We start from the raw sequence: 12,291 nt of genomic DNA on the forward strand, positions 1-12,291 counted from the left end.
ACATCGAGATGAGCGAATACTCCCTTTTCACCTCCGAGTCCGTGTCTGAAGGGCATCCGGACAAAATCGCCGACCAGATTTCTGATGCGGTGCTGGACGCCATCATTGCTGAAGACAAGTTCGCCCGCGTGGCGTGCGAGACTCTGGTGAAAACGGGCGTGGCGATCATCGCCGGCGAAGTTACCACTTCCGCCTGGGTCGACCTGGAACAGATCGTTCGCGACGTAATCCTGGGCATCGGCTACAACAGCTCCGACGTCGGCTTCGACGGCGCGACCTGCGGCGTGATGAACATCATCGGCAAGCAGTCCCCGGACATCAACCAGGGCGTTGACCGCGCCAAGCCGGAAGACCAGGGCGCTGGCGACCAGGGCCTGATGTTCGGCTACGCCAGCAACGAAACCGACGTACTGATGCCGGCACCGATCACCTTTTCGCACCAGCTGGTCCAGCGCCAGGCTGAAGCGCGCAAATCCGGCCTGCTGCCTTGGCTGCGCCCGGACGCCAAGTCGCAAGTGACTTGCCGTTATGAAGGCGGCAAGGTCGTCGGCATCGACGCGGTCGTGCTGTCGACCCAGCACAACCCGGAAGTGTCCTACAAGGACCTGCGCGAAGGCGTGATGGAGCTGATCGTCAAGCACGTGCTGCCTGCCGAACTGCTGTCCAAGGACACCCAGTTCCACATCAACCCGACCGGCCAGTTCATCATCGGCGGCCCAGTGGGCGACTGCGGCCTGACCGGTCGCAAGATCATCGTCGACAGCTACGGCGGCATGGCCCGTCACGGCGGCGGCGCGTTCTCTGGCAAGGACCCGTCCAAGGTTGACCGTTCGGCCGCCTACGCCGGTCGTTATGTGGCCAAGAACATCGTTGCCGCCGGCCTGGCCGAGCGCTGCGAGATCCAGGTGTCCTACGCCATCGGCGTCGCCCAGCCTACGTCGATTTCGCTGAACACCTTCGGTACCGGCAAGATTGGCGACGACAAGATCATCCAGCTGGTGCGTGAAGTGTTCGACCTGCGTCCATACGCGATCACCACCATGCTCGACCTGCTGCACCCGATGTACCAGGACACCGCAGCCTACGGCCATTTCGGTCGCACGCCGCAGACCAAGACCGTGGGCGACGACACCTTCACCACGTTCACCTGGGAAAAAACCGACCGCGCCGACGCCCTGCGCGCCGCTGCTGGCCTGTAACACCCCGCCGCATTGAAAAAGCCCCTGGCGACTGAGTCGCCAGGGGCTTTTTTTACGCCTTCGTGGCGAGGGAGCTTGCTCCCGCTGGGGTGCGAAGCGCCCCCCCCTTCAAACCTCAGGGTGTATCAAGCTGTTCAAGTCCGCCGCGCCACCAACAAAAACGAAGCCGCGCTCGCCAGTAACCCCGCGCACATCCGGTTGAACAACCGCTTGCCACTCGGCCGGGCGAACAGCCGCCGGGCATAAATACCCATGTAGCAATACAAGCCAATGGCAACGCATTCCAATGCCAGGAACAGCCCGCCCAGCACCGCGAACTGCTGGGTGACGGTGCCCGCGCGGTCAACGAACTGTGGCAGGAAAGCGGTAAAAAGCAGGATTGCCTTCGGATTGCCGATCGCCACGAGGAATTCCTGGCGCGCCAGGCTGGCCATGCTCATCGAACTGGCCTCTGCCTCGCCGGCGGCTTCAGGTTGCGCACGCCACAACTGCACAGCGAGATAAAAAAGATAACCGGCACCGACGAGCTTGATGCCGAGGAACAGCAGCTCCGAGGTGTGCAGCACCGCCGTCAGCCCCACCGCCGCCAGGGCAATCATGATCGCAAACGCCAGCAGGCGGCCGATGCCACCGCTGCAGGCGCGAACGAAACCATAGCGCGAGGCGTTGCTGATCGATAGCAGGTTGTTCGGGCCCGGCGCCATGTTCAGCGCAAAGCAGGCCGGGATAAAGACCGCGAGCGTGGTCAGGTCCATCGGTTGCACTCCTGGCAGAGCGGATCGAGCGTCCATTCTGCACCGCTCAGTGACGCGTTCAAGGCACAGTTGCCCGGGCAAATCGCTCCCGACTGTACCGCCACAGCTTCGCCATCGTGCTTGGCAAAACCCGGTAACGCACTGGACCTCGCGCCTTTTGCAACACTGACTAGCCTTCCAGTACTTCACCTGGCAAGGATGCTTCGATGCTGTCGTTACTGCGTGCACTTGTAGGCTTTTTACTGACCATGCCCGTCCTCGCGGCCCCTTGCCCGAGTGGGCCAATCGAAGGCGTCCAGGCACAGGTCGACGTCCTCCAGCAACAGATCGATGACTGGGACGATGCCTATCACCGCCTCGGCCACTCCTTGGTGGCCGATGAGCTTTACGATCAGTCCCGAGCGCAACTGGAATATTGGCGCAACTGCCTTGGCCTCGGGTCGCCAGGCACGCCCTTGCGCTCCGCTGGCGGGAAAGTCCCCCACCCGACCGCTCATACCGGCCTGGATAAACTCAAGGACGCCGATGCCGTGCGCAGCTGGTTGGACAGTCGCGACGACGTCTGGGCCCAGCCGAAAGTCGATGGCGTAGCGGTTACCCTGGTTTATCGCGGTGGACACCTGCACCAGGCGATCAGCCGCGGCGATGGCATCCAGGGACATGACTGGACCAACACTGCACGAAAGATCCGCGACATCCCCCAACGGTTGCGCGAACCTGCGGACCTGCTCGTCCAGGGCGAGCTCTACTGGCGGCTCGACGATCACGTACAGGCCGTCAGCGGCAGCCTTAACGCCCGATCAATCGTGGCGGGATTGATGGCCCGCAAGGACCTGAGCGCGGAACAGGCGTCTGGCATCGGCCTGTTCGTGTGGGAGTGGCCGGAAGGGCCGGCGACCCTGCCTGAACGGATTGCCGAGCTGAAAGAGCTGGGTTTCGCCGATGCGACCGTTTATAGCCAGCCCATCCAGGCATTGGCCGATGCGCAACACTGGCGCAACCACTGGTACCGCACGCCGCTGCCGTTCGCCAGCGACGGGGTCGTCTTGCGCCAGAGTCGTCGCCCGTCCGCCGATCGCTGGCGAGCCCGGGCGCCCTCCTGGAGCGTGGCATGGAAATACCCACACGCCCAGGCGCTGGCCGAGGTGCGCGATGTGCGTTTCAAGATCGGCCGCACCGGGCGTATTACGCCGGTGCTGGAGCTTGCGCCGGTGATGCTCGACGACCGACAGATTCGCCGGGTAAGCGTCAGCTCACTCAAGCGCTGGGAAGGCATGGATATCCGCCCCGGCGACCAGGTCGCCATCAGCCTGGCCGGGTTGACCATTCCGCGGCTCGACAGTGTCGTGCTGCGCAGTGCCGAGCGCCAGAGCCTCGACATCCCCGCCGCTGCCGATCATCACTTCTTGAGCTGCTGGCAACCGACGCCTGGCTGTGAAAGCCAGTTCCTCGCGCGCCTGAACTGGCTCAGCGGCAAGCACGGGCTCGCCCTGCCCCATGTTGGCCCCGGCACCTGGGAGCAACTGCTGGCCGCCGGCCAGCTGGACGGATTGCTGGATTGGTTGACCCTTGATGCCGCCGAGCTTGCTAACATTGCCGGTTTCGGCGAACGCAACAGCGCCCGTCTGCTCGCCAGCCTGGACAGCGCCCGGCAGCGCCCCTTCCGTCAATGGCTCAAGGCGCTTGGCGTACCGCCCACCGGAGGGGCAAGGCTCGAGGAGCGCTGGGAGGTCCTGGCTGAACGCGACACTGAACAATGGCAAGCCGAAACGGGTATCGGGCCGGGACGCGCCGCGCAACTGAGCGCTTTTTTTCGCGACCCGCAGGTACTGGCCTTGAGTGAAACATTACGCACCGCAGGGGTCGATGGCTTCTAGTCCGGCCCGTGCGGTTGAACCCAAGAGACGGGAGGCGCTCCAACTGCGCATCTGTCCCGACCGCTCGTGAGTTTTTATACGGAGTTGCTATGAATTTCCTGTACCCCGTTGCCCTGCTGGCCTTATGCGGTGCCATGGCCGCCCCCTTGATGGCGGATGAACAGAGCCCGGAACTGACCGGTTGCGCAGCCAAGCGCCAAGGCATCATCAACCAGATCGAACTGGCCAGGTCCCGAGGCAATCAGGACCAGCAGGCCGGGCTGGAAACAGCCCTGGCCGAAGTCACCACCCACTGCACCGATGCTTCCCTGCGCAAGGAGCGTGAAAACAAGGTGCTGGAGGCCAAGCATGAAGTCAGTCGCCGTCAGGCCGACCTGGAAAAGGCCATGAAAAAAGGCGACGCGGAGAGAATCAACAAGCGCAAGGACAAGTTGGCGGCGTCCCGCAAGGAGCTGCAGGAAGCGGTGGACGAGCTGGATAAATGAGCACCGGGATGGGTTTCAATAGTCCCGGAATTCCTTATGACAGGCACTGCACGCATCCTCGACCTTCTGCACCGCCGGCCCCAGGTTACTGGCCCGGTAGGGCTGGACCCGACTGGCGGTCACCAACTCGGCGGTCGCCGCTTCGAGACTGCGGGCCAGTTCCTGGAAACGCGCCTGCTTCTGCCAGACTTCGTCCCGGGCACTGGTGTGATCCTGCTCACGCACCTGCGGAAAATGTTTCCACGGTTCATGGGAAAGTTGATCCAGTTGCACCGCGCCTTCGGCGAAACGCGCGCCATCGAACGGGACACGACCACGCAACATGCCACCCAACTCTTCGTTGGTCTTGAGCATCTGCTTGAAAATCGTCTTGCGCTGGCCCAATGGCGAGTTGGGATCGACACCACCACAGGCGGACAGCATCAGGCAGGCCAGCACTGCCATGGAAAAGCGTCTTACAAACATTTTGGCCTCTGGACAGAAAACGACCGCTAGTATCCCCGGGTCGTCGGAAAACACCAATGGCCCTATCAACAATACGGGTGCCAGGCGCATGACAGCGCCTGGACGACCGCAAAGGAAATATCATGAACAGCCGCTTCAAGTCCTGGCGCACGGGCCTGGCGTTGACCTTACCGCTGATTGCACTGCTGGCCGGCTGCAACCGCGGCGAAAAGGTCGAGGAGCCTCAGACTCATGCCCTCGCCACCTACGTCAGCGCGCCCTGGGAGGCACTTCCGTCGGTAGCCGATGAAGACCTGCTGGCCGGCTTCGGCGCCTGGCGCAGCGCCTGCACCCGCCTCAAGGCCGATGCGGCCTGGGGGCCGACCTGCGCGGCGGCGGCCAATGTGCCGCAAACCGCCGCGGCTGTACGCAATTTCCTGAAACAGAACCTCGACGTCTATGGCCTGCGCTCGGGCGAAAACAGCCCCAACGGCCTGATTACCGGCTACTACGAGCCGGTCTATCCCGGCAGCCTCACGCAGACCGCCACGGCGAATATCCCGGTCTACGGTGTGCCTGAAGACATGATCGTCGTGGCGCTGGACAGCCTCTACCCGGAGCTCAAGGGCAAGCGCCTGCGCGGGCGTCTCGAAGGCCGCGTGCTGAAACCCTACGACGACGCCAGCACCATCGAGGCCAACGGCGTGAAGGCGCCGGTCATCGCCTGGCTCACCGACCCGATGAACCTGCAATTCCTGCAGATCCAGGGTTCGGGACGCATCCGGCTCGATGACGGCCGCCAGTTGCGCATCGGTTATGCCGACCAGAATGGCCACCCCTACCGGCCCATCGGCCGCTGGCTGGTGGAACAGGGCGAGCTGAAAAAAGAAGACGTGACCATGGGCACCATCAGTGCCTGGGCCAAGGCCCATCCGGAGCGGATCCCCGAGTTGCTGGGCAGCAACCCCAGCTATGTGTTTTTCAACCGCAACCCCGACAGCAACGAAGGCCCGCGAGGCTCGTTGAATGTACCGCTTACCGCCGGCTACAGCGTGGCGGTGGATCGCAAGGTGATTCCGTTGGGCAGCCTGCTGTGGCTGTCGACGACTCGCCCCGATGGCAGCGCCCTGAACCGTCCCGTCGCCGCCCAGGACACAGGGGGCGCGATCTCGGGCGAAGTCCGAGCGGATCTGTTCTGGGGCACTGGGGACGCGGCCGGGCAACTGGCCGGAGACATGAAACAGCAAGGTCAGATCTGGATGTTGTGGCCGAAGGGCATGGCACTGCCGCAAGTGCCACAGGTGGCGAATGCGGTCAGCGCCAATCCTTGAGGAATGAGCTGACAGTGCAATCCCTTCGCGAGCAGGCTCGCTCCAACATGGGGTCCGGATTCACTGGGATCCACTGTGGGAGCGAGCCTGCTCGCGAAGAGGCCCGCACAAATATCAAATATTCAACAAACAGCCTCAGACCGAAACAAAGAAGAAACTCAGCACCAACCCTACCCCCACGAACCACACCAGCGAACGCAGGATCGCCCAGTCCGCCAGGTAGCAAATGATGTAGAGCAGGCGGCTGGTGATGAACAGCACCGCCAGCACATTGATGGTGACCAGTTCGGCATTGCCGGCCAGGTGCGCGACGATCACGGCGGCGGCAAAAAACGGGGCGATTTCAAAGCTGTTCAATTGCGCGGCGTAGGCACGGCGGGGAGCGCCTTCGAGCGAGTCGAGAAAATCCCGGGGGTCGTGGTTATCTTGCAATCTGTATCTGCCGCCGGCCTTAGCGATGCCGATACACAGGTAAGGCAGGATAAAAGCAATCAAAACGCACCACAGGGCTACCGTCATACCGCATTTCCTTATTGAGTTTTATCGAGAATCGAGCGTCAAGCAGCGCCAGAGCTTCATCACAGCATGCCAGCCCGCAGGCTAAGAGTCGCGGCCGGCCGAAAGGTTCTTTCAGCTAGCGCATGCCGAAAAGCACCACCACCGTTATACTGCACCCGACCACGCCGCACTCAGTTGCGCATAGATCAATTCCAATAATTCTGCTGCTGCCCGTTCATTCGAACCAAGGCATCGGCATGCGTATGCCTGATCAGAGCGTCAAGACTACAGACAGAGACCTTGCGCATGCCACTCGCCTTGCTTGCTTTGGCCGTCGCCGCTTTCGGCATCGGCACGACTGAATTTGTCATCATGGGGCTGTTGCCCGATGTCGCCCGTGACCTGGCCGTAAGCATTCCCCACGCCGGGCTGCTGATTACCGGCTATGCGCTGGGGGTGGTATTCGGCGCACCGATCCTGGCGATCGGCACCGCGAACATGCCGCGCAAGGCCACGCTGCTGGGCATGACGCTGATGTTCATTCTCGGCAACGTGCTCTGCGCCCTCGCGCCGAACTACGTCACGCTGATGGCTGCCCGAGTCATTACCGCGCTCTGTCACGGGGCCTTTTTTGGCATCGGGTCGGTGGTGGCCGCCGGGCTGGTAGCACCGAACAAACGGGCCCAGGCGATTGCAATGATGTTCACCGGCCTGACCCTGGCGAATGTGCTGGGCGTGCCGCTGGGCACGGCCTTGGGTCAATACGCCGGCTGGCGATCGACGTTCTGGGCGGTAGCGGTCATCGGCGTGATTGCAGCCATCGCCCAATGGGTGTGGCTGCCCAAGGAAATTCCCATGGACAAGGCCAACCTCGCCAGTGAGTTCAAGGTGCTGGGCAAGGCCAATGTGCTGCTGGCGCTGGGCATGAGCGTGCTGGCTTCGACCAGCCTGTTCAGCGTGTTCACTTACATCGCACCGATCCTGCAGGACATCACTGGCGTGAGTCCCCACGGCATCACCGTCATGCTGTTGTTATTCGGCGTAGGCCTGACGGCGGGGAGTTTCCTGGGCGGACGCCTGGCTGACCGGCGCTTGCTGCCGTCCCTGGTGGGCATGGCGCTGGCCGTGGTGCTGGTGCTCGCCGCGTTCAGCCAGACCAGCCAATCGGTGATTCCGGCGGCGATCACCCTGGTGTTGTGGGGCGTCTTTGCGTTCGCCCTGTGCCCGATCCTGCAATTGCTGATCATCGACCAGGCCCACGAAGCCCCCAACCTGGGCTCGACCCTGAACCAGAGCGCCTTCAACCTGGGCAACGCGGCCGGCGCCTGGATCGGCGGCCTGGTGGTCGCCAGCGGCGCCGACCTCGCCGATTTGCCGTGGACCGGCGCCCTGGTCGGCGGGCTCACCGTACTGACCGCGCTTTACTTCATTTATCGGCAACGTCACGTCGGCGCGGCGGCAGACCTTGCCGACTGAGGGGCGTATTGGTTTCGCTGCGCACCTGGGCGTGGCTGATCAGAGCAAAGATGAAGCTGCCGCCGATGATGTTTCCCGCCAGGGTCGGCGCGGCGAACACCATCCAGAAGTCCTCCCACGACAGCTGCCCGGCAAACACCAGGTAAGACACCTCGGCCGATCCCACGACGATGTGGGTGAAATCCCCGAGCGCCATGAGGTAGGTGATGAGGACAATGATCCACATCTTGGCGTTCTCCATGGAGGGGATCATCCACACCATGGTTGCGATCATCCAGCCGGAAATGATGCCTTTGGCGAACATCTGGCCGGCGTCGTTCTCCATCACCTTGCGGCCAATCTCCAGAAAGGCCAGGTCGGTGCGCCGGTCAAAGATCGGCAGGTGCAGCATCACATAGGCCACCAGCAAGGTGCCGCACAGGTTGCCCACCAGCACCACGCCCCATAACCGGAACAACCGGCCGAAGTTGCCCAGCGTGGGTTTGCTCATGATCGGCAGCACCGCCGTCAGGGTGTTTTCGGTGAATAACTGCTGCCGCGCGAGGATCACGGCCAGGAAGCCGGCGCAGTAGCCAAAACTGGCGATGACCTTGAAGCCTTCATGGTCCGGCAACCGGGAGTTGAGCAGCCCCATCGCCATCAGCGACAAGCCCATCGTCAAACCGGCCGCCAGGGCCGACCACCACAGGGCGGCGACACTGCGCTCCAGCTCCTGATCACCCTGGGTGCGAATGATTTCATGCAATACCGCCGCCCGTGGCGGCTGGTTGCGGTCGACCTCGTGCTGCTCCTCTGCCGAGAGGTCAGGGGTCTTGCCGTCTTTATGAGTGTCCATACAGCTCCTGAACCAGTGGCGTGATGTACCTACGACACGCGGCGCTCGGAGCTGTTCAGTGGTGCCAGGAAATGACCGGCGCCGGTAATGCCGCCTTCGCGAGCAGGCTCGCTCCCACAGAGGAACCGGCGGTGGGGACTAATCCAATGTGGGAGCGAGCCTGCTCGCGAAGAACACAACGCCGACCCTATTCGACGGTATCGTCCTTGAACTGATCCTTGACGTACTTGATCTCGGTCCGGCCATGGGGCGCGGGCAAGCCGTCTTCGCCGAGGTTGACGAAAACCATCTTTTCCACCGTCAGGATGCTCTTGCGAGTGATCTTGTTGCGCACTTCGCAGGTCAGGGTGATGGACGTGCGGCCGAACTCGGTGGCGGTGATACCCAGTTCGATGATGTCGCCCTGGCGCGAGGCGCTGACAAAGTTGATTTCGGAGATGTATTTGGTGACCACACGCTGGTTACCGAGCTGGACGATGGCATAGATCGCCGCCTCTTCGTCGATCCAGCGCAGCAGGCTGCCACCGAACAGCGTGCCGTTGGGGTTGAGGTCTTCGGGCTTGACCCATTTGCGGGTGTGGAAATTCATGTTCACTCCTGAGCGTCTGGCCGATGAATGCCGGCATCATGGCAGACCCGGCGGGCAGGCTCTACGTCGCCGCCCCTATGACGATCATCGGCATTTTTGATTTGCCGACAGAAACCCTTTGGAAGATCCGCTTAGCCCGTTATAATCGCCCCCGTTTCATCGGCCCACGCTTTGGGTCGTTCCCGCCACCTGTCCGAGGGGCGCTGCAGCAGGCTCGACCTGTCAGGCTCGGATGGGGCGTTGCTGGTACGGGGTTCCCCGCACTGGCACTAAACGCACAACGGCGCCCATTCGCATACATTACGAATGGAGGCTCTTCATGAGCGCTGTTATCACGCCTGCAGCTTTTACCGACTACAAAGTCGCCGACATGTCCCTGGCTGCCTGGGGCCGTCGCGAAATCATCATCGCCGAATCCGAAATGCCGGCCCTGATGGGCCTGCGCCGCAAATACTCTGGCGAACAGCCATTGAAGGGCGCAAAAATCCTCGGCTGCATCCACATGACCATCCAGACCGCCGTGCTGATCGAAACCCTGGTTGCCCTGGGTGCCGAAGTGCGCTGGTCGTCCTGCAACATTTTCTCGACCCAGGACCAGGCCGCTGCCGCGATCGCCGCTGCCGGCGTCCCGGTTTTCGCCTGGAAAGGCGAGACCGAGCAAGAGTACGAGTGGTGCCTGGAGCAGACCATCCTCAAGGATGGCCAGCCATGGGACACCAACATGATCCTCGACGACGGCGGCGACCTGACCGAGCTGCTGCACAAGAAATACCCGGCCGTGCTGGACAAGGTCCACGGCGTGACCGAAGAAACCACCACCGGCGTCCACCGCCTGCTGGACATGCTGGCCAAGGGCGAGCTGAAGATCCCGGCCATCAACGTCAACGACTCGGTGACCAAGAGCAAGAACGACAACAAGTACGGTTGCCGTCACAGCCTCAACGACGCCATCAAGCGCGGCACCGACCACTTGCTGTCCGGCAAGCAGGCCCTGGTGATCGGCTACGGTGACGTGGGCAAGGGTTCGGCCCAGTCCCTGCGTCAGGAAGGCATGATCGTCAAGGTGTCCGAAGTCGACCCGATCTGCGCCATGCAGGCCTGCATGGACGGTTTCGAACTGGTTTCGCCGTTCATCGACGGCAACAACGACGGCACCGAAGCCAGCGTCGACAAGGCACTGCTGGGCAAGATCGACCTGATCGTGACCACCACCGGCAACGTCAACGTCTGCGACGCCAACATGCTCAAGGCCCTGAAGAAGCGCGCCGTGGTCTGCAACATCGGTCACTTCGACAATGAAATCGACACCGCTTTCATGCGCAAGAACTGGGCGTGGGAAGAAGTGAAGCCACAGGTACACAAGGTTCACCGCACCGGTACCGGCAGCTTCGACCCGCAGAACGATGACTACCTGATCCTGCTGGCCGAAGGCCGCCTGGTGAACCTGGGCAACGCCACCGGTCACCCAAGCCGCATCATGGACGGTTCGTTCGCCAACCAGGTCCTGGCCCAGATCTTCCTGTTCGGCCAGAAATACGCCGACCTGTCGCCGGCCCAGAAAGCCGAGCGCCTGACGGTGGAAGTATTGCCGAAGAAGCTCGACGAAGAAGTGGCCCTGGAAATGGTCCGCGGTTTCGGCGGCGTGGTCACCAAGCTGACCAAGCAACAGGCTGACTACATCGGCGTGACCGTCGAAGGCCCGTTCAAGCCGCACGCCTACCGCTACTGATCGGCGCGGCTCCCCCTGCGGGAGCCGGCTCCTTTGTGGGAGCGAGCCTGCTCGCGATGCAGACACCTCGGTCCAGCTGCCGGACCGAGGCGATGCCAATCGCGAGCGAGCTCGCTCCCACAAAGAGCCCGAGCGCCTCACCGGCCTACGAGTTTCCAAGGATATGACCATGTCCCAAGAACGTCGCTACAGCTTCGAGTTCTTCCCGACGAAGACCGATGCTGGGCATGAAAAACTGATTGCCACTGCCCGACAGCTGGCAGGCTACAACCCTGATTTTTTCTCCTGCACCTATGGCGCCGGCGGTTCGACCCGTGACCGCACGATGAATACCGTGCTGCAGCTTGAAAGCGAAGTCAAAGTCCCGGCCGCTCCGCACTTGTCCTGCGTGGGCGACAGCAAGGATGACCTGCGCAGCCTGCTGACCCAATACCAGGCCGCTGGCATCAAGCGTATCGTCGCCCTGCGCGGCGACCTGCCTTCGGGCATGGGCATGGCCAGCGGTGAACTGCGCCACGCCAACGAGCTCGTCGAGTTCATCCGCCAGGAGACCGGCGAGCACTTTCATATTGAAATCGCCGCGTATCCGGAAATGCATCCGCAAGCACGCAATTTCGAAGACGACCTGAGCAATTTCGTGCGCAAGGCCAACGCCGGCGCCAACAGCGCAATCACCCAGTATTTCTTCAACGCCGACAGCTACTTCTACTTCGTCGAGCGTGTGCGCAAGCTGGGTGTCGACATTCCGGTGGTACCGGGCATCATGCCGATCACCAACTACAGCAAACTGGCGCGTTTTTCCGATGCTTGCGGCGCGCAAATCCCGCGCTGGATCCGCAAGCAACTGGAAGCCTACGGCGACGACACGGCCAGCATCCAACGCTTCGGTGAGGAGGTCATCACGCAGATGTGTGAACGACTGTTGCAAGGTGGCGCGCCGGGCCTGCACTTCTACACGTTGAACCAGGCCGAGCCGAGCCTCGCTGTGTGGAACAACCTCAAGCTGCCGCGCTAGGCACTGAAGTGCCGGTACGCAAAGGCCCTGGTGAAAACCCGGGCCTTTTTCATGCGCC

General features: G+C 62.3%; 12 protein-coding genes and 1 riboswitch. Of the genes, 7 read left to right on the plus strand and 5 right to left on the minus strand.

The features are described from left to right. Positions 1-8 precede the first annotated feature (8 nt). Entirely contained in the window at positions 9-1,199 is a 1,191-nt protein-coding gene (gene metK / locus J3P97_RS25425) for a methionine adenosyltransferase (RefSeq protein ID WP_030137860.1), read from the plus strand. Between the two features lie 134 nt (positions 1,200-1,333). Here the strand turns inward: metK and J3P97_RS25430 are convergent, their stop codons facing one another. After that, complete coding sequence (locus tag J3P97_RS25430) at positions 1,334-1,954, minus strand: LysE family translocator (protein ID WP_434560370.1); 621 nt, start codon at positions 1,952-1,954, stop codon at positions 1,334-1,336. A 206-nt stretch (positions 1,955-2,160) separates the two neighbouring features. Between J3P97_RS25430 and ligB the strand changes: the two genes are divergently transcribed. After that, positions 2,161-3,831, plus strand: coding sequence for an NAD-dependent DNA ligase LigB (ligB, locus tag J3P97_RS25435; protein WP_434673012.1), 1,671 nt, complete (start codon positions 2,161-2,163; stop codon positions 3,829-3,831). Between the two features lie 89 nt (positions 3,832-3,920). Continuing rightward, on the plus strand, positions 3,921-4,316 hold the full coding sequence (locus J3P97_RS25440; RefSeq protein WP_434560366.1) for a DUF1090 domain-containing protein: 396 nt from the start codon (positions 3,921-3,923) through the stop codon (positions 4,314-4,316). Positions 4,317-4,331: 15 nt separating this feature from the next. Here the strand turns inward: J3P97_RS25440 and J3P97_RS25445 are convergent, their stop codons facing one another. Further along, on the minus strand, positions 4,332-4,781 hold the full coding sequence (locus J3P97_RS25445) for a c-type cytochrome (protein ID WP_434560364.1): 450 nt from the start codon (positions 4,779-4,781) through the stop codon (positions 4,332-4,334). Positions 4,782-4,903: 122 nt separating this feature from the next. Here J3P97_RS25445 and mltA point away from each other — a divergent pair, with 122 nt between their 5' ends. Next, complete coding sequence (gene mltA, locus J3P97_RS25450) at positions 4,904-6,091, plus strand: murein transglycosylase A (RefSeq protein ID WP_434560362.1); 1,188 nt, start codon at positions 4,904-4,906, stop codon at positions 6,089-6,091. Between the two features lie 135 nt (positions 6,092-6,226). On the opposite strand, the gene J3P97_RS25455 is transcribed toward mltA, so the two are convergent. Beyond that, positions 6,227-6,610 (minus strand): MAPEG family protein, encoded by a 384-nt coding sequence (locus J3P97_RS25455; RefSeq protein WP_249877090.1) that lies wholly within the window; start codon positions 6,608-6,610, stop codon positions 6,227-6,229. A 285-nt stretch (positions 6,611-6,895) separates the two neighbouring features. Between J3P97_RS25455 and J3P97_RS25460 the strand changes: the two genes are divergently transcribed. Beyond that, entirely contained in the window at positions 6,896-8,065 is a 1,170-nt protein-coding gene (locus tag J3P97_RS25460) for an MFS transporter (protein WP_434602095.1), read from the plus strand. On the opposite strand, the gene J3P97_RS25465 is transcribed toward J3P97_RS25460, so the two are convergent. Together J3P97_RS25465 and J3P97_RS25470 are read right to left on the minus strand one after the other, a co-directional pair. Further along, on the minus strand, positions 8,016-8,900 hold the full coding sequence (locus J3P97_RS25465; protein WP_305498226.1) for a formate/nitrite transporter family protein: 885 nt from the start codon (positions 8,898-8,900) through the stop codon (positions 8,016-8,018). The genes J3P97_RS25460 and J3P97_RS25465 overlap by 50 nt on opposite strands. Before the next feature lie 187 nt (positions 8,901-9,087). After that, the gene (locus J3P97_RS25470) at positions 9,088-9,489 is read right to left on the minus strand and encodes an acyl-CoA thioesterase (RefSeq protein WP_030137870.1); all 402 of its coding nucleotides are present in this window, start codon (positions 9,487-9,489) and stop codon (positions 9,088-9,090) included. 189 nt (positions 9,490-9,678) lie between these two features. Continuing rightward, a riboswitch (S-adenosyl-L-homocysteine riboswitch) is annotated at positions 9,679-9,785 on the plus strand. A 23-nt stretch (positions 9,786-9,808) separates the two neighbouring features. Between J3P97_RS25470 and ahcY the strand changes: the two genes are divergently transcribed. Continuing rightward, positions 9,809-11,218, plus strand: a complete 1,410-nt coding sequence (gene ahcY, locus J3P97_RS25475; RefSeq protein ID WP_434602096.1) for an adenosylhomocysteinase — start codon at positions 9,809-9,811, stop codon at positions 11,216-11,218. Positions 11,219-11,387: 169 nt separating this feature from the next. Beyond that, a complete protein-coding gene (gene metF, locus J3P97_RS25480; RefSeq protein ID WP_434571231.1) occupies positions 11,388-12,233 on the plus strand; it encodes a methylenetetrahydrofolate reductase [NAD(P)H] in 846 nt (281 codons plus the stop codon). Positions 12,234-12,291: the final 58 nt, after the last annotated feature.

It is taken from the genome of Pseudomonas sp. R1-15, assembly GCF_051132085.1.
Taxonomy (GTDB): Bacteria; Pseudomonadota; Gammaproteobacteria; order Pseudomonadales; family Pseudomonadaceae; genus Aquipseudomonas.